The organism is Stenotrophomonas sp. 71799_Sma, assembly GCF_056482505.1.
Genome location: NZ_CM151202.1, coordinates 3,815,571 through 3,830,829, shown reverse-complemented (window position 1 = coordinate 3,830,829; position 15,259 = coordinate 3,815,571). Strand labels below are relative to the sequence as shown.

The window sequence follows — 15,259 nt, the reverse complement described above, 5'->3', positions numbered from 1 at the left end:
CAGGTCAAGTCTGCTTTTATTATTTTTAAGCGTGCATAATAAGCCCTACACAAATTGGGAGATATATCATGAAAGGCTGGCTTTTTCTTGTTATCGCAATAGTTGGCGAAGTAATCGCAACATCCGCATTAAAATCTAGCGAGGGCTTTACTAAGCTTGCCCCTTCCGCCGTTGTCATAATCGGTTATGGCATCGCATTTTATTTTCTTTCTCTGGTTCTGAAATCCATCCCTGTCGGTGTTGCTTATGCAGTCTGGTCGGGACTCGGCGTCGTCATAATTACAGCCATTGCCTGGTTGCTTCATGGGCAAAAGCTTGATGCGTGGGGCTTTGTAGGTATGGGGCTGATAATTGCTGCCTTTTTGCTCGCCCGATCCCCATCGTGGAAGTCGCTGCGGAGGCCGACGCCATGGTGACGGTGTTCGGCATTCTGAATCTCACCGAGGACTCCTTCTTCGATGAGAGCCGGCGGCTAGACCCCGCCGGCGCTGTCACCGCGGCGATCGAAATGCTGCGAGTCGGATCAGACGTCGTGGATGTCGGACCGGCCGCCAGCCATCCGGACGCGAGGCCTGTATCGCCGGCCGATGAGATCAGACGTATTGCGCCGCTCTTAGACGCCCTGTCCGATCAGATGCACCGTGTTTCAATCGACAGCTTCCAACCGGAAACCCAGCGCTATGCGCTCAAGCGCGGCGTGGGCTACCTGAACGATATCCAAGGATTTCCTGACCCTGCGCTCTATCCCGATATTGCTGAGGCGGACTGCAGGCTGGTGGTTATGCACTCAGCGCAGCGGGATGGCATCGCCACCCGCACCGGTCACCTTCGACCCGAAGACGCGCTCGACGAGATTGTGCGGTTCTTCGAGGCGCGGGTTTCCGCCTTGCGACGGAGCGGGGTCGCTGCCGACCGGCTCATCCTCGATCCGGGGATGGGATTTTTCTTGAGCCCCGCACCGGAAACATCGCTGCACGTGCTGTCGAACCTTCAAAAGCTGAAGTCGGCGTTGGGGCTTCCGCTATTGGTCTCGGTGTCGCGGAAATCCTTCTTGGGCGCCACCGTTGGCCTTCCTGTAAAGGATCTGGGTCCAGCGAGCCTTGCGGCGGAACTTCACGCGATCGGCAATGGCGCTGACTACGTCCGCACCCACGCGCCTGGAGATCTGCGAAGCGCAATCACCTTCTCGGAAACCCTCGCGAAATTTCGCAGTCGCGACGCCAGAGACCGAGGGTTAGATCATGCCTAGCATTCACCTTCCGGCCGCCCGCTAGCGGACCCTGGTCAGGTTCCGCGAAGGTGGGCGCAGACATGCTGGGCTCGTCAGGATCAAACTGCACTATGAGGCGGCGGTTCATACCGCGCCAGGGGAGCGAATGGACAGCGAGGAGCCTCCGAACGTTCGGGTCGCCTGCTCGGGTGATATCGACGAGGTTGTGCGGCTGATGCACGACGCTGCGGCGTGGATGTCCGCCAAGGGAACGCCCGCCTGGGACGTCGCGCGGATCGACCGGACATTCGCGGAGACCTTCGTCCTGAGATCCGAGCTCCTAGTCGCGAGTTGCAGCGACGGCATCGTCGGCTGTTGCACCTTGTCGGCCGAGGATCCCGAGTTCTGGCCCGACGCCCTCAAGGGGGAGGCCGCATATCTGCACAAGCTCGCGGTGCGACGGACACATGCGGGCCGGGGTGTCAGCTCCGCGCTGATCGAGGCTTGCCGCCATGCCGCGCGAACGCAGGGGTGCGCCAAGCTGCGGCTCGACTGCCACCCGAACCTGCGTGGCCTATACGAGCGGCTCGGATTCACCCACGTCGACACTTTCAATCCCGGCTGGGATCCAACCTTCATCGCAGAACGCCTAGAACTCGAAATCTAACGTCCGTTCGGGCATCGAGGTCCATGTCGGGGTGGGACGGGCCCGTGGCTTCAAGATCACTTGCAGTCCGACCGCGATGTCTTGGTTGCGCGAGAGGTTGTCGACAGCCACGGCTTTGTGCAATGCCCACACTCTTTTGACCTGACTTTCGCTGCACCTGGCCAGTTTCGCCGTTTCCGCGATGCTATGCCCAGCAGTGCGCAGCGCAATGATCCGATCATGCGCCAGTGTGTCGGCCTTACGGCCGGTGTAGCGGCCGGCCTGCTTGGCCAGCTCCACGCCTTGCCGCTGACGCTCGCGCCGATCCTCGTAGTCATCGCGTGCGATCTGCAACGCCAGCTTCAAAAGCATGTCCTGGACGGATTCCAGAACAACCTTGGCCACGCCCTTCGCCTCGGCGGCCAGCTCCGTCAAATCCACCACACCAGGCACGGCTAGCCTGGCGCCCTTGGCCCGGATCGAGGCCACCAGGCGTTCGGCCTCGGCCAGCGGCAAGCGGCTGATTCGGTCGATCTTCTCCGCAACCACGACTTCACCAGGTTGCAGGTCGGCAATCAGGCGCAGCAGCTCGGCGCGATCGGCGCGTGCGCCGCTGGCTTTCTCGCGGTAGATGCCGGCGACGTAAAAGCCGGCCGCCTTCGTGCTCTCCACGATGGCATCCTGCCGGCTTAGGTCTTGTTCCTCCGTGCTCACGTGTCGTTTTCAGAAGGCGACTGCACCAGTTCACTGGGCTGGCCGCCGTGTGTGCATAGAACTTCTGACCGGGAACGGTCAGAAGTTCTATGCACGAAGCGCCGCGAGAGATCGGAATTGCTCAGAACTCTTGTGCACGGCGCGACAAAGCCGGAACCGCCGAAAATTCCGGCGATCAACCGGCAAGCTGCTTGATGCGCTCGGCCAGGCGGCCGAAAGCCTCGTTCACGTATTCCAGCACCTTGGGTTCTGCGCCCTGCGTGCGCAGCGAGTCTTTGAAGGCTTCCAGGTCGGACAGCCATTGCCGATGCAGGCGGCCCAGCTCGTCGAGCTGAGGCCGGAAGTCTTGGAGACTGCCGCTCGCACGAAACGCCTGGTAGCCACGCTCAAGCGTGGCCGCCGTGGTCAGCAGTTGCGCGCCCATTTGCTTGTGCTGTTCGGAGAACTCGGCCATGCCGTCATAGGGCCGCGAAGCCTTGCGGCGCTCGGCTTCGGATGCCTCTTCCATGATGCGGGCGTAGCGGTAGAACCCTGGGAACTCGCGGGACAGCGCCATGAGCTGCTGATCGGATGTGCCGACCCAAATCCTGTGCAGGTCAGGCCCGTACCCCATCATGCGATTGATGATGGCATGGGCCTCGCTGACACCCTGGGCGGCAAGCTGCTGCATGTGTTGGTCGATCTTCGCGGCCAGTCGGCGGAATTCGTTCATGCTCATGTCCGTCACAAAAGGCGCGTTGATTGCCCTTGCGCCGTGAGAAGTGCCACCGCCTTCTTATCGAAGGAAACGAAGGTTTCCCCGCCAAGCCAGTTGCCTTCGTAGGCAATGACGCCATCGGCAAAGTCTCCGCCCGCGTCGAGCACCAGCAAGCCAGCCTCCACGGCAGGCCGGTTCACTTCCACATTCGCGGCGGCCAGTAGTGCCCGGATCGCGCTGGCCGCGTCGGCTTGCTGGAAGCCGTAGACACGCAGCAGCACCCAAACAAATTCGCATAGGCACGGCAGCGCGACCGCGATCAACTCGGCGTCGGTCAAGACTGCGGCGGCAACGTCCGCTTGTGCGGGATCGTCACGCACAACCGCACGCACAAGGACGTTGGTATCGACTGCGACCTTCATTGCTTACCTGCCCAGCCTTGCGCCGCCGCCTCGTTGATTTCTTCGATGGTGGCAACCTTCTGCGTCTTGCCCGCGAGCAGGCCGACAAAGCTGGCTATCGTCCCTGCGGGCCGTGCCGCCTTGAGCACGCCCCGACCGTCTGGCAACAAGTCCAGCTCGATCTTGTCGCCTGGCCTGATGCCGAGGTGTTGCAGTACGTCCTTCCGAAACGTCACTTGTCCCCGTGCGGTAACGGTCAATGTGGTCATGGTGGTTTGCCCTCGCAATCAAGGTTGATGCTTCACATAGTAATGCAAAAATGCCTTACCGTCAATGTCCGTCAAACGATCATTAGTCGGCCATGCCGGACACTGTCCAGCAAAGTTATTGCACAACGGGTTGTCGGACATTAAGATAGGCGGACGGAATGACGGACAAGAGAGGCGGCAAATGGCACTGATCGGCTATGCGCGGGTATCGACGGCGGAACAGGACACCGCCTTGCAGACGGATGCGCTACGCAAGGCAGGCTGCGAGCGCGTTTTCGAGGACACGGCTTCCGGGGCCAAGGCCGACCGCCCCGGCTTGGCTGATGCGCTGGCCTACCTGCGCGACGGCGACGTGCTGGCCGTCTGGCGGCTGGATCGGCTCGGGCGCTCTATGCCGCACCTAATCGAAACGATAGGCGCGCTGGAAGCGCGAGGCGTCGGCTTCCGTTCTCTGACGGAAGCCATCGACACCACCACGCCAGGCGGGCGGCTCATCTTCCACGTGTTCGGCGCGCTGGGCCAGTTCGAGCGCGACTTGATCCGCGAGCGCACCAAGGCCGGGTTGACTGCCGCCGCCGCTCGTGGGAGGAAGGGCGGGCGAAAGCCGGTTGTCACCGCCGACAAGTTGCAGCGAGCGCGGGAGCACATCGCCAACGGGCTTAATGTCCGAGAGGCCGCTACACGGCTCAAGGTGAGCAAGACGGCCCTGTACACCGCGCTGCAATCCACCAGTGCAGCCGACTCCTGATATTCCGTGCAGTCGTCTTCTGAAAATGACATCACGCGCAGGTAGATGCGTGCGACTTTCATGCGGGCCTCCTGGTCATTTTGGGTATAGGGAAAATGACCATTGTTTCACGCCTAGCCAAAAAGGGAAGGTTCCCGGTTCAAATGTCGTTTTCAGAAGACGGCTGCACTGAACGTCAGAAGCCGACTGCACTATAGCAGCGGAGGGGTTGGATCCATCAGGCAACGACGGGCTGCTGCCGGCCATCAGCGGACGCAGGGAGGACTTTCCGCAACCGGCCGTTCGATGCGGCACCGATGGCCTTCGCGCAGGGGTAGTGAATCCGCCAGGATTGACTTGCGCTGCCCTACCTCTCACTAGTGAGGGGCGGCAGCGCATCAAGCGGTGAGCGCACTCCGGCACCGCCAACTTTCAGCACATGCGTGTAAATCATCGTCGTAGAGACGTCGGAATGGCCGAGCAGATCCTGCACGGTTCGAATGTCGTAACCGCTGCGGAGCAAGGCCGTCGCGAACGAGTGGCGGAGGGTGTGCGGTGTGGCGGGCTTCGTGATGCCTGCTTGTTCTACGGCACGTTTGAAGGCGCGCTGAAAGGTCTGGTCATACATGTGATGGCGACGCACGACACCGCTCCGTGGATCGGTCGAATGCGTGTGCTGCGCAAAAACCCAGAACCACGGCCAGGAATGCCCGGCGCGCGGATACTTCCGCTCAAGGGCGTCGGGAAGCGCAACGCCGCTGCGGCCCTCGGCCTGGTCCTTCAGCCACCATGCCCGTGCACGCGACAGCTGCTCGCGCAGGCTGGGTGCCAAGCTCTCGGGTAACATCAAGGCCCGATCCTTGGAGCCCTTGCCCTCCCGCACGATGATCGTGCCGTGATCGAAATCCAGATCCTTGACCCGCAGTTGCAAACCCTCACTGATCCGCATGCCCGTTCCATACAGAAGCTGGGCGAACAAACGATGCTCGCCTTCCAGAAAACCGAGGATGCGAACCACTTCATCCGGGGTCAGCACCACCGGCAAGCGCCGCGACGGCCGAGGTCTTCCGATCTCCTGAAGCCAGGGCAGATCCGTGCACAGCACCTTGCCGTAGAAGAACAGCAAGGCCGCCAATGCCTGACGATGCGTGGAGACCGAAACCTTGCGCTCGTTCGCCAGCCAGGACAGAAATGCCTCGACTTCGCTGCTGCCCAAGGTTGCCGGGTGACGCACACCGTGGAAACGGATGAAGGCACGAACCCAGTGGACATAAGCCTGTTCGGTTGGTAAGCTGTAATGCAAGTAGCGTATGCGCTCACGCAACTGGTCCAGAACCTTGACCGAACGCAGCGGTGGTAACGGCGCAGTGGCGGTTTTCATGGCTTGTTATGACTGTTTTTTTGTACAGTCTATGCCTCGGGCATCCAAGCAGCAAGCGCGTTACGCCGTGGGTCGATGTTTGATGTTATGGAGCAGCAACGATGTTACGCAGCAGGGTGACGGTGTTCGGCATTCTGAATCTCACCGAGGACTCCTTCTTCGATGAGAGCCGGCGGCTAGACCCCGCCGGCGCTGTCACCGCGGCGATCGAAATGCTGCGAGTCGGATCAGACGTCGTGGATGTCGGACCGGCCGCCAGCCATCCGGACGCGAGGCCTGTATCGCCGGCCGATGAGATCAGACGTATTGCGCCGCTCTTAGACGCCCTGTCCGATCAGATGCACCGTGTTTCAATCGACAGCTTCCAACCGGAAACCCAGCGCTATGCGCTCAAGCGCGGCGTGGGCTACCTGAACGATATCCAAGGATTTCCTGACCCTGCGCTCTATCCCGATATTGCTGAGGCGGACTGCAGGCTGGTGGTTATGCACTCAGCGCAGCGGGATGGCATCGCCACCCGCACCGGTCACCTTCGACCCGAAGACGCGCTCGACGAGATTGTGCGGTTCTTCGAGGCGCGGGTTTCCGCCTTGCGACGGAGCGGGGTCGCTGCCGACCGGCTCATCCTCGATCCGGGGATGGGATTTTTCTTGAGCCCCGCACCGGAAACATCGCTGCACGTGCTGTCGAACCTTCAAAAGCTGAAGTCGGCGTTGGGGCTTCCGCTATTGGTCTCGGTGTCGCGGAAATCCTTCTTGGGCGCCACCGTTGGCCTTCCTGTAAAGGATCTGGGTCCAGCGAGCCTTGCGGCGGAACTTCACGCGATCGGCAATGGCGCTGACTACGTCCGCACCCACGCGCCTGGAGATCTGCGAAGCGCAATCACCTTCTCGGAAACCCTCGCGAAATTTCGCAGTCGCGACGCCAGAGACCGAGGGTTAGATCATGCCTAGCATTCACCTTCCGGCCGCCCGCTAGCGGACCCTGGTCAGGTTCCGCGAAGGTGGGCGCAGACATGCTGGGCTCGTCAGGATCAAACTGCACTATGAGGCGGCGGTTCATACCGCGCCAGGGGAGCGAATGGACAGCGAGGAGCCTCCGAACGTTCGGGTCGCCTGCTCGGGTGATATCGACGAGGTTGTGCGGCTGATGCACGACGCTGCGGCGTGGATGTCCGCCAAGGGAACGCCCGCCTGGGACGTCGCGCGGATCGACCGGACATTCGCGGAGACCTTCGTCCTGAGATCCGAGCTCCTAGTCGCGAGGGCTCTGTTGCAAAAATCGTGAAGCTTGAGCATGCTTGGCGGAGATTGGACGGACGGAACGATGACGGATTTCAAGTGGCGCCATTTCCAGGGTGATGTGATCCTGTGGGCGGTGCGCTGGTATTGTCGCTATCCGATCAGCTATCGCGACCTTGAGGAAATGCTGGCGGAACGCGGCATTTCGGTCGACCATACGACGATCTATCGCTGGGTCCAGCGCTACGCCCCGGAGATGGAGAAGCGGCTGCGCTGGTTCTGGCGGCGTGGCTTTGATCCGAGCTGGCGCCTGGATGAAACCTACGTCAAGGTGCGGGGCAAGTGGACCTACCTGTACCGGGCAGTCGACAAGCGGGGCGACACGATCGATTTCTACCTGTCGCCGACCCGCAGCGCCAAGGCAGCGAAGCGGTTCCTGGGCAAGGCCCTGCGAGGCCTGAAGCACTGGGAAAAGCCTGCCACGCTCAATACCGACAAAGCGCCGAGCTATGGTGCAGCGATCACCGAATTGAAGCGCGAAGGAAAGCTGGACCGGGAGACGGCCCACCGGCAGGTGAAGTATCTCAATAACGTGATCGAGGCCGATCACGGAAAGCTCAAGATACTGATCAAGCCGGTGCGCGGTTTCAAATCGATCCCCACGGCCTATGCCACGATCAAGGGATTCGAAGTCATGCGAGCCCTGCGCAAAGGACAGGCTCGCCCCTGGTGCCTGCAGCCCGGCATCAGGGGCGAGGTGCGCCTTGTGGAGAGAGCTTTTGGCATTGGGCCCTCGGCGCTGACGGAGGCCATGGGCATGCTCAACCACCATTTCGCAGCAGCCGCCTGATCGGCGCAGAGCGACAGCCTACCTCTGACTGCCGCCAATCTTTGCAACAGAGCCTCCGTCGCCATGCTCACCTCGCTTTGGTGCACACGAGTATTGAGCATAGTCGAGATTGGTGCAGATCACTTCTGATATTGAACTGTCAGGAGCTGGCTGCACAACAGCCATTACGCCCAATCAACTGGTGCAGTCGTCTTCTGAAAATGACAGAGTCACTTGCATTCATGGTGGCACCCCTCCATTGACTGACGAAGACGGCGAATGCCGCCGCCGGCATTGGCTTCGCGAACAGGAAGCCTTGTCCTGTGTCGCAGTCCGCTTGTCGCAATAGATCAAGACTCGCCGATGTTTCCACGCCTTCAGCCACCACATCCATGCCCAGCCCGTGCGCAAGCTGAATCACGGTGTGCACGATGGTTTGGTCGCGGCGGTCGTTGGCGAGCCCGGCGACAAACGATTGGTCGATCTTGAGCGTGCTGATTGGGCAGCACTTCAGATGTTGCAGACAGGAATACCCCGTCCCGAAGTCATCGGCGGCGAAGCGCACACCGATCTGCCGCAAGGCGTCCAGGGCGGGGAAGATCGCCGGATCACCAAACGCGACCGATTCGGTCAGCTCGATTTCGAGATACTCGGCGGGCAACTCGGCATCAGCCAGCACGCCCTTTACCCACCCGTCGAAGTCCGGTCCCACTTGGCTCGCCGAAACATTGACGGCCAGCCGGAACGGTCGCCATGCCAGCATTCGCCAGTCACGCATCTGGCGGCAGGCTTCGCCCAGCACCCAAGCGCCGATTTCAGGCATCAGGCCGGACGATTCGACCACGGGCAGGAACTGGCCCGGTGGCAATAGTCCAAGCGTCGGATGACGCCAGCGCAACAGGGCTTCCGCGCCGACAATCCCACCACTGCGCAGATCGACGACGGGCTGGTAGTGCAGTTCAAGCTGCCCGCGCTCGACCGCTTGGGCCAGTTCCGGCGTCGTCCATCCATCCGGCCGGAAAGCGCTCATTCTCTTTCCCTGAATGCCCGCAACGCCCGCGACAGGGACAGAAGGAACAGGCCGGTCAAACCGAGCGCCGCGATGACCCAATGCTCGCCGAGGAAAGCACCGGCGGTTGTGCCGGCCAGCACGACAGCGAGGATGGGCAGGTGGCAGGGGCAAGTCAGCACAGCCAGTCCGCCCCACAGGTAGCCGGTGATCGGTTTGTGCGTCTCGGACGGCAAGCGCTCGGGGTTGTTCATGGCAGACTCTCCGCGTGCTGTGCCGGCTCGGTCGGCAGGGTGGCCAACTGCACTTCCAGATCGGCCAACGCTTCGCGCCGACGCTCGACGAACTGACGCAGCAGGGCAAGCTGCGCGGCCGCTTCGTCGCCGTCCGCCGCATCCAGCGCCCGGCACAGCCGCGCCAGCGCGTCGAGGCCGATGCCCGCCTCGAAGGCCGCCCGCACGAAGCACAGCCGTTGCAAGGCGGCGTCATCGAACAAGCCGTAGCCGCCTGGTGTGCACGCCACCGGGCGCAGCAATCCGCGCAGCAGGTAGTCGCGCACGATATGCACGCTCACCCCGGCATCAAGAGCCAGCCGGGACACCGTGTAGGCGTTCATTGAACACCTCCTTTTTCTCACCCGGCGCAGCAGGAAAGCTGCTTCACATCCTTGTTGAAGGTCTGCGCCGCGAGCTTCAACCCCTCGACCATCGTCAGGTAGGGGAACAACTGGTCGGCCAGTTCCTGCACCGTCATGCGGTTGCGAATGGCCAGAGCCGCCGTCTGGATCAGTTCACCCGCTTCCGGCGCGACCGCCTGTACGCCGATCAGCCGATGGCTGCCTTCCTCGATAACCAACTTGATGAAGCCGCGTGTGTCGAAGTTGGCGAGCGCACGCGGCACGTTGTCCAAGGTCAAGGTGCGGCTGTCGGTCTCGATCCCGTCGTGGTGGGCTTCCGCCTCGCTGTAGCCCACGGTCGCCACTTGCGGATCGGTGAACACCACGGCCGGCATTGCGGTCAGGTCGAGCGCCGCATCGCCGCCGGTCATGTTGATCGCGGCACGGGTGCCGGCCGCTGCCGCCACATAGACGAACTGCGGCTGGTCGGTGCAGTCGCCGGCCGCGTAGATGTTCGGGTTGCTCGTGCGCATGCCTTGGTCGATGGCGATGGCACCTTGCGCATTGACAGTGACCCCCGCTGCGTCCAGCGCGAGGCTGCGCGTGTTCGGTGTCCGACCGGTGGCAACCAGCAGTTTGTCGGCGCGCAATTCACCGTGCGTGGTGGTCAGCACGAATTCACCGTCCATATGGGCGACCTGGCTGGCTTGCGTGTGCTCCAGCACCTCGATGCCCTCGGCACGGAAAGCGGCTGTCACCGCCTCGCCGATGGCCGGGTCTTCACGGAAGAACAAGGTATTGCGCGCCAGGACCGTGACCTTGCTGCCCAGCCGGGCAAAGGCTTGCGCCAGCTCCAGCGCCACCACCGACGAGCCGATTACGGCAAGGCGTTCGGGAATGGTGTCGCTCGCCAGGGCCTCGGTGGAAGTCCAGTAGGGTGACTCTTTCAAGCCCGGAATCGGCGGGACCGCCGGGCTGGCACCCGTGGCGACCAGGCAGCGGTCGAACATCACGACGCGCTCGCCACCCTCGTTCAAACGGACGGTAAGGCTCTGGTCGTCCTTGAAGCGCGCCTCACCGTGCACAACGGTGATGGCCGGATTACCGCCCAGGATGCCTTCGTACTTGGCGTGCCGCAGTTCGTCGACGCGGGCCTGCTGCTGGGCCAGCAGCTTACTGCGGTCAATCGTAGGCACAGTTGCCGCAATACCGCCATCGAACGGGCTTTCCCGGCGCAGATGGGCGATGTGGGCGGCGCGGATCATGATCTTGGACGGCACACAGCCGACATTGACGCAGGTGCCGCCGATGGTGCCGCGCTCGATCAGCGTGACCTGCGCGCCTTGCTCGACGGCTTTCAGCGCCGCCGCCATCGCGGCTCCACCGCTGCCAATGACCGCTACCTGCACCGGGGGCTCGTTGCCACTGTGCTTTTCGGCGGCGGCCATCCATCCCCGCACCTTGTCGAGCAGTCCGACGCGGTTGTCCGCCAGTGGCGCATCGGCTAGCGTTGCCTTGTAGCCCAGTCCGGCCACGGCGGCAGTCAGCGCGTCCGGCGATGTGCCCGGCACGATGGCGAGTTGCGCTGTGCCCTTCGGATAGGACACCAGCGCCGACTGCACGCCTGGCACTTTTTCCAGCGCTTCCTTGACGTGCGCCGCGCACGAGTCGCAAGTCATGCCGGTGATTTTTAGATGGGTCATGCAACAGATCCTTTATCGTTTGTGGCGCCAGACAATGACGTCCGTTGTGCTGCGGTGCCGTTTTCAGTGACTCACTGCTTGACGCTGGACGGATAGCCCGCGTCTGCGGTTGCCTTGGTCAGCTTCTGCACGCTGGTCTTGGCATCGTCGAAGGTGACGACCGCTTGGCGTGTCTCGAAAGTCACGTCAACTTTGCTGACGCCTTCGACCTTGGAAATCGCCTTCTTGACAGTGATCGGGCAGGCGGAGCAGGTCATGCCCGGTACGGACAGCGTGACGGTCTGGGTGGCGGCCCAGACGGGGGCAACAACGGCGGCGAGGGCGAGGGAGGCAAACAGTTTCTTCATGGTGAACTCCGATCAGTAGAAAAATGGCATGACGTAGGGAAATCCGAGCGCGACCAGAACCAGCGCGGCCACGATCCAGAAAATGAGCTTGTAAGTAGCTCGCACTTGGGGAATCGCGCAGACCTCACCCGGTTTGCAGGCCGCTGCCTGCCGGTAGATGCGCCGCCAGGCGAAGAACAACGCCACCAGCGCCACGCCGATAAAGATGGGGCGATAGGGTTCCAACACCGCCAAGTTGCCGATCCAAGCGCCGCTGAACCCCAAGGCGATCAGAACCAACGGCCCGAGGCAGCAAGCCGAGGCGAGGATGGCGGCAAGCCCTCCAGTGAAGAGCGCGCCGCGCCCGGTTTTTGGTTCAGACATGCGCTTGTCCTTTCGAATTGAAATTGGATAGCGTAACCTTACTTCCGTACTCATGTACGGAGTCAAGCGATATGGAAAACAATTTGGAGAACCTGACCATTGGCGTTTTCGCCAAGGCGGCCGGGGTCAATGTGGAGACCATCCGTTTCTATCAGCGCAAGGGCTTGTTGCTGGAGCCTGACAAGCCCTATGGCAGCATCCGCCGCTATGGCGAGGCGGATGTAACGCGGGTGCGCTTCGTGAAATCAGCCCAGCGGCTGGGCTTCAGCCTGGATGAGATCGCCGAGCTGCTGCGGCTGGAGGATGGCACCCATTGCGAGGAAGCCAGCAGTCTGGCCGAGCACAAGCTCAAGGACGTGCGCGAGAAAATGGCTGACCTGGCGCGCATGGAGGCCGTGCTGTCTGAGTTGGTGTGCGCCTGCCATGCGCGAAGGGGGAACGTTTCCTGCCCGCTGATCGCGTCACTACAGGGTGGAGCAAGCTTGGCAGGTTCGGCTATGCCTTAGCGTGCTTTATTTTCCGTTTTCTGAGACGACCCCCTCAAGAGTTTCGCCCACCATCTTGGTCGATAGTCGCGCCTTCATGTCCCGTAGGCGCTCGATTGCGTCATCACGATCCTTGATCTGCGTCTCGTACTTTTCTTTCAAAGATTTCTCGGCGAGATGCTTTTCAAGTTCTACCCGCTGCAAGCCGCTCTTCAATTCGTCACGTTCTTTCTCGACCGCGCCGACTGCTTCGGTAATCGCGAGCTTCTTCTCGATGACAACAGCGTCAAGCTTCGCCTTGAGTTCCTGTATCTCCGACTCCTTCGCTGCAGCGGCTTTTTGCACTTCGCTCATGAGCGTGACCTCTGCCAACTTGGATACGGCTTGCTTGTCACGCTTCGCTTGTTCCAATTCATTTGCAAGCGTGTCACGCTCTTTTTCCACCGCGCTCAAAGCCTCGGCCACGGCAAGTTGCCGCGCAACTTCGCCAGCATCAAGCCTGGCCTTCAGCTCCTGGATCTCGGCGTCCTTGGCAGACGAGGTCTTCTGCAATTCGTTGGCAATCTTGGCTTCAGCTAGTTCGACCGCATTGCGCTTTCCCTGCTCGGCCAACTCTAGCCGCTCATGCAACTGCTTCTCGAAATCGCTATCTCGAACCTGCTTCAGAATGTCCGCGTACCCAACTTCATCGATCTTGAATGCCTTCCCGCAGTGAGGGCAGATGATTTCATGCATGATTACTTACCCTCCACCTTGACAAGAATCTGCTTAAGCATTTCTGGCACCACTCCTCCCGACCGGAGTGTTGCAGTCCGGTATGCGAGTTGGTTTTTCGATAGATTTATTCCGGTATCAGCCTCAACACTATTGCAGGCAGTTATCCACTCACCCCAGTTCGCAGACAGAAACGCTTCAAGATGATCATCAAAAATGGCCGCGACGTCGGAAATGGTGGCGGATGGAAAATCTTCTTCAGGCAAGCCGAAGTACCGCATTAATCTGCAGTTCTCTACCGCATGATTGTTGCGCTCCCGATCTATGTCATCTTGCTTTTTGTTTTTGGCTTTGGCTCGCGCTTCAAATCCACCGTCTGCATCAAACAGTGCGTAGACTGGCACACCAATAGATTTCAAAATCGCATGCGCGAGGGGTATCGATGTCTTGCTGCCCACAGAAACGATAGAAATTCCTGCTGCCTCAAGGGCGCCGGGGGAAGTTCTATCTCCAATACCGTAGAACACAGCAGATTCGGTTGTCCCCTCCACAAGAAATGCGCGATTCGCGAAGAGTGCTATGGCAAGCTGGTCGGCCACGTTATGGTCGAGCCTGCGATCGACCACATCGCCATCCACTGTTCCATTCAGCCTGGCCTTCACATCCTCAACCGTGGCAAAGTGGACCGTCACCACCGGGACTTCGTCAGCGGATCTCGTCAGCCGTCTGACTTGATGGAAATGTCGAGCCTCCAGGAAGTAGGGGCTATGCGTCGCATAGGTCACCTGGATGCGCTTGCCAGCATCTTCGGCGAGCGACCTGAGCACCTTCGCAAAGGTCTGCGCCTGGATCGGGTGCTGGAAAAGTTCCGGCTCCTCGATCGCCAGGCAGATGACTCCCTCGGCCGAGGCTGCGCCCGACTGCGCCAAGAGTTGCAGAGCCGAGATCAGCAGCGTGCGCTGAAAGCCGTGTCCCTGCCGCTCCACCGCAGTCTCGGTGGTGCCGTCGAGCACGGCCACGTCGAACGTCGTGCGAGGTGCCTTGAGTTCCACCTCAGCCGGAGAAACCGTGATTGCCCGGCCTGGCGCATAGGTTGTGACGACCTCGTTGAGCTGCGTTGTGATGGCCCCAAGTTGCTCCTTGAACTTCTCTTCGTAGACTTGTTGCTGCTTTGCCCGTGACTCCGCAACGATTTCCGCGATTGCCTCATCAGCGGCAGTTCGGTCAATCGAGCGCTCAAGGATTCGCCCAATGATGCTTGCCTTGCCGTCGATGGACTCTTCACTTGCCCGAAGGTCTGCCGTAACCAGGACGAAGTCGAAGAGCCCGCTCATCTTGCCGCCGCTGTTGAAACCGAAGAAATTGGTTTGCAAAGCCTCGGGCGCATCGAGCAGTTGATCAGTGTGAGCCGCCTCCCAAGTTGTCATCGCCTGCTCGACGGCTGGACCAGTATTCGCCGCAGGAAGGTCAAGCTCCGGGCGCTCGCGCCGGAGAGTGGCATACAGCTCTTTCTTCGCAGTCGCACCGCCTGCTGCCTTGATGGCATTTAAAGCCGGAAATCCCTTTGCATTGGCGGAGAGCACATCGGTGCCATCGGGAGATCGGCGCTTCCATGCGGTGAACGTGGCAACTCCTTCCGGCGCGTACTTGCCAAGTGCCTCGCGATCCTTTTCGGTGAGGTCTGCGAAGGTGACCTGAACCTCGATGTCTTCGTCAGTCGCCCCAAAAGAGCAATCCTTCTCCGTCAGCGAGCCGGGTTTGCCGTTGAAGAACCAGTCGAGCGCACGAAGCACCGTTGACTTGCCGGCACCGTTCGGCCCGATGAAGGTCGTGACGGAATCGAACGGAATCGTCACGTCTTTCAACGTGCGAAAGTTTCGGATGCGAACGGATTGGATCTTCATTTC

19 protein-coding genes and 2 pseudogenes are annotated in these 15,259 nt (G+C 60.9%); 9 read left to right on the top strand and 12 right to left on the bottom strand.

All coding sequences use genetic code 11. The features are described 5' to 3' along the window. The first annotated feature begins 68 nt into the window (after positions 1–68). The 3 genes from ACZK4Z_RS17760 to ACZK4Z_RS17750 all read left to right on the top strand — a co-directional run bounded on the left by ACZK4Z_RS17760 (position 69) and on the right by ACZK4Z_RS17750 (position 1,877). On the top strand, positions 69–416 hold the full coding sequence (locus tag ACZK4Z_RS17760) for a quaternary ammonium compound efflux SMR transporter QacE delta 1 (protein ID WP_000679427.1): 348 nt from the start codon (positions 69–71) through the stop codon (positions 414–416). Next, positions 410–1,249: a sulfonamide-resistant dihydropteroate synthase Sul1 gene (gene sul1 / locus ACZK4Z_RS17755; protein ID WP_000259031.1), complete on the top strand. Its 840-nt coding sequence runs from the start codon at positions 410–412 to the stop codon at positions 1,247–1,249. Before ACZK4Z_RS17760 ends, sul1 (ACZK4Z_RS17755) begins: the two co-directional genes overlap by 7 nt. Positions 1,250–1,376: 127 nt before the next feature. Beyond that, positions 1,377–1,877, top strand: coding sequence for a GNAT family N-acetyltransferase (locus ACZK4Z_RS17750; RefSeq protein WP_000376623.1), 501 nt, complete (start codon positions 1,377–1,379; stop codon positions 1,875–1,877). A 102-nt stretch (positions 1,878–1,979) separates the two neighbouring features. On the opposite strand, the pseudogene ACZK4Z_RS17745 reads toward ACZK4Z_RS17750, so the two are convergent. Continuing rightward, positions 1,980–2,570 (bottom strand): annotated as a pseudogene (locus ACZK4Z_RS17745) (recombinase family protein); the annotation flags it as partial. Between the two features lie 194 nt (positions 2,571–2,764). On the opposite strand from ACZK4Z_RS17745, the pseudogene ACZK4Z_RS17740 reads away from it, so the two are divergent. Beyond that, positions 2,765–2,970, top strand: a pseudogene (locus ACZK4Z_RS17740) (hypothetical protein); the annotation flags it as partial. Positions 2,971–3,293: 323 nt separating this feature from the next. Here ACZK4Z_RS17740 and ACZK4Z_RS17735 read toward each other — a convergent pair. Both ACZK4Z_RS17735 and ACZK4Z_RS17730 read right to left on the bottom strand, forming a co-directional pair. Next, complete coding sequence (locus ACZK4Z_RS17735; RefSeq protein WP_003159186.1) at positions 3,294–3,689, bottom strand: type II toxin-antitoxin system VapC family toxin; 396 nt, start codon at positions 3,687–3,689, stop codon at positions 3,294–3,296. Next, the gene (locus ACZK4Z_RS17730) at positions 3,686–3,937 is read right to left on the bottom strand and encodes an AbrB/MazE/SpoVT family DNA-binding domain-containing protein (RefSeq protein WP_003108276.1); all 252 of its coding nucleotides are present in this window, start codon (positions 3,935–3,937) and stop codon (positions 3,686–3,688) included. Before ACZK4Z_RS17730 ends, ACZK4Z_RS17735 begins: the two co-directional genes overlap by 4 nt. Positions 3,938–4,118: 181 nt before the next feature. Here ACZK4Z_RS17730 and ACZK4Z_RS17725 point away from each other — a divergent pair, with 181 nt between their 5' ends. Continuing rightward, positions 4,119–4,685, top strand: a complete 567-nt coding sequence (locus ACZK4Z_RS17725; protein ID WP_003159185.1) for a recombinase family protein — start codon at positions 4,119–4,121, stop codon at positions 4,683–4,685. Between the two features lie 346 nt (positions 4,686–5,031). Here the strand turns inward: ACZK4Z_RS17725 and intI1 are convergent, their stop codons facing one another. After that, on the bottom strand, positions 5,032–6,045 hold the full coding sequence (intI1, locus tag ACZK4Z_RS17720) for a class 1 integron integrase IntI1 (RefSeq protein WP_000845039.1): 1,014 nt from the start codon (positions 6,043–6,045) through the stop codon (positions 5,032–5,034). A gap of 101 nt (positions 6,046–6,146) precedes the next feature. On the opposite strand from intI1, the gene sul1 (ACZK4Z_RS17715) reads away from it, so the two are divergent. From sul1 (ACZK4Z_RS17715) to ACZK4Z_RS17705, 3 genes are all read left to right on the top strand, one after another. Beyond that, positions 6,147–6,998 (top strand): sulfonamide-resistant dihydropteroate synthase Sul1, encoded by an 852-nt coding sequence (gene sul1, locus ACZK4Z_RS17715; protein WP_000946487.1) that lies wholly within the window; start codon positions 6,147–6,149, stop codon positions 6,996–6,998. A gap of 127 nt (positions 6,999–7,125) precedes the next feature. Next, positions 7,126–7,332, top strand: coding sequence for a hypothetical protein (locus ACZK4Z_RS17710; protein WP_033896018.1), 207 nt, complete (start codon positions 7,126–7,128; stop codon positions 7,330–7,332). A gap of 39 nt (positions 7,333–7,371) precedes the next feature. Continuing rightward, positions 7,372–8,136 (top strand): IS6-like element IS6100 family transposase, encoded by a 765-nt coding sequence (locus ACZK4Z_RS17705; protein WP_023464298.1) that lies wholly within the window; start codon positions 7,372–7,374, stop codon positions 8,134–8,136. A 139-nt stretch (positions 8,137–8,275) separates the two neighbouring features. Here the strand turns inward: ACZK4Z_RS17705 and ACZK4Z_RS17700 are convergent, their stop codons facing one another. The 6 genes from ACZK4Z_RS17700 to merT all read right to left on the bottom strand — a co-directional run bounded on the left by ACZK4Z_RS17700 (position 8,276) and on the right by merT (position 12,153). Then, positions 8,276–9,145 (bottom strand): putative bifunctional diguanylate cyclase/phosphodiesterase, encoded by an 870-nt coding sequence (locus tag ACZK4Z_RS17700; protein WP_003160808.1) that lies wholly within the window; start codon positions 9,143–9,145, stop codon positions 8,276–8,278. After that, on the bottom strand, positions 9,142–9,378 hold the full coding sequence (merE, locus tag ACZK4Z_RS17695) for a broad-spectrum mercury transporter MerE (protein ID WP_003132004.1): 237 nt from the start codon (positions 9,376–9,378) through the stop codon (positions 9,142–9,144). The genes ACZK4Z_RS17700 and merE overlap by 4 nt, the downstream gene beginning before the upstream one ends. Continuing rightward, positions 9,375–9,740: a mercury resistance co-regulator MerD gene (merD, locus tag ACZK4Z_RS17690; RefSeq protein WP_000995360.1), complete on the bottom strand. Its 366-nt coding sequence runs from the start codon at positions 9,738–9,740 to the stop codon at positions 9,375–9,377. The genes merE and merD overlap by 4 nt, the downstream gene beginning before the upstream one ends. A gap of 17 nt (positions 9,741–9,757) precedes the next feature. Continuing rightward, positions 9,758–11,443: a mercury(II) reductase gene (gene merA / locus ACZK4Z_RS17685; protein WP_003158917.1), complete on the bottom strand. Its 1,686-nt coding sequence runs from the start codon at positions 11,441–11,443 to the stop codon at positions 9,758–9,760. 71 nt (positions 11,444–11,514) lie between these two features. Next, positions 11,515–11,790, bottom strand: a complete 276-nt coding sequence (gene merP / locus ACZK4Z_RS17680) for a mercury resistance system periplasmic binding protein MerP (protein ID WP_003131987.1) — start codon at positions 11,788–11,790, stop codon at positions 11,515–11,517. Between the two features lie 12 nt (positions 11,791–11,802). Next, positions 11,803–12,153, bottom strand: coding sequence for a mercuric ion transporter MerT (merT, locus tag ACZK4Z_RS17675; RefSeq protein ID WP_003131974.1), 351 nt, complete (start codon positions 12,151–12,153; stop codon positions 11,803–11,805). A 71-nt stretch (positions 12,154–12,224) separates the two neighbouring features. Here merT and ACZK4Z_RS17670 point away from each other — a divergent pair, with 71 nt between their 5' ends. Next, positions 12,225–12,659 carry a mercury resistance transcriptional regulator MerR gene (locus ACZK4Z_RS17670; protein WP_003131969.1) on the top strand — a complete coding sequence of 145 codons (435 nt, stop codon included), beginning with the start codon at positions 12,225–12,227 and terminating at the stop codon, positions 12,657–12,659. Positions 12,660–12,665: 6 nt separating this feature from the next. Here the strand turns inward: ACZK4Z_RS17670 and ACZK4Z_RS17665 are convergent, their stop codons facing one another. Then, positions 12,666–13,373, bottom strand: coding sequence for a DUF2130 domain-containing protein (locus tag ACZK4Z_RS17665; protein WP_003158916.1), 708 nt, complete (start codon positions 13,371–13,373; stop codon positions 12,666–12,668). 2 nt (positions 13,374–13,375) lie between these two features. Then, the gene (locus tag ACZK4Z_RS17660; RefSeq protein WP_003158915.1) at positions 13,376–15,256 is read right to left on the bottom strand and encodes an ATP-dependent endonuclease; all 1,881 of its coding nucleotides are present in this window, start codon (positions 15,254–15,256) and stop codon (positions 13,376–13,378) included. Between the last annotated feature and the right edge of the window lie 3 nt (positions 15,257–15,259).